A 557-nucleotide genomic window follows, 5' to 3' on the forward strand; every position below is an offset into this window, starting at 1 on the left:
CGGGCGCAGCCGCGATGCCTAGCGCAATGCCAGGCGTCTTGTCCGGGATACTGGCGGGTAACCCGTGATGCTTGGCCGGCTATGGGCCTATCGGGGGTTCATCGCGGGGAATGTCCGCCGCGAGTTTCAGGCAAAGTACCGGAACTCCCTGCTGGGCTCCTTGTGGTCGCTTATCCAGCCATTGTCCATGATTGTGGTTTACACCGTCATTTTTGCCAGCGTCATGCGGGCCAAGTTGCCTGGCGTTGATTCGACATTCGCTTACAGCATCTATCTGTGCGCCGGCACCCTGACGTGGGGGCTGTTTGCCGAAATCACCGCGCGGGGCCAGAGCGTCTTTATTGAAAACGCCAACCTGATCAAGAAACTGAATTTTCCCAGGCTTTGCCTGCCGACGGTGGTCGTTCTGAGCGCCGGACTCAACTTTGCGATCATCTTTGGCATTTTCACGATCTTCCTGTGGCTGACCGGGAATTTCCCGGGTTGGCCTTTCCTGGCCGTATTGCCCTTGCTGGCCGTGGAAACCGCCTTCGCCATTGGCGTGGGCGTTACCCTAG

At 58.5% G+C, this 557-nt stretch carries 1 protein-coding gene; it reads left to right on the forward strand.

What is annotated here, in order from left to right; genetic code table 11:
- Positions 1 to 67: 67 nt before the first annotated feature.
- On the forward strand, positions 68 to 557 hold a 490-nt coding region (locus tag ACYQ1H_RS15540; protein WP_460028945.1), incomplete at its 3' end, for an ABC transporter permease.

The sequence above is a fragment of the Methyloparacoccus murrellii genome, from assembly GCF_054657115.1.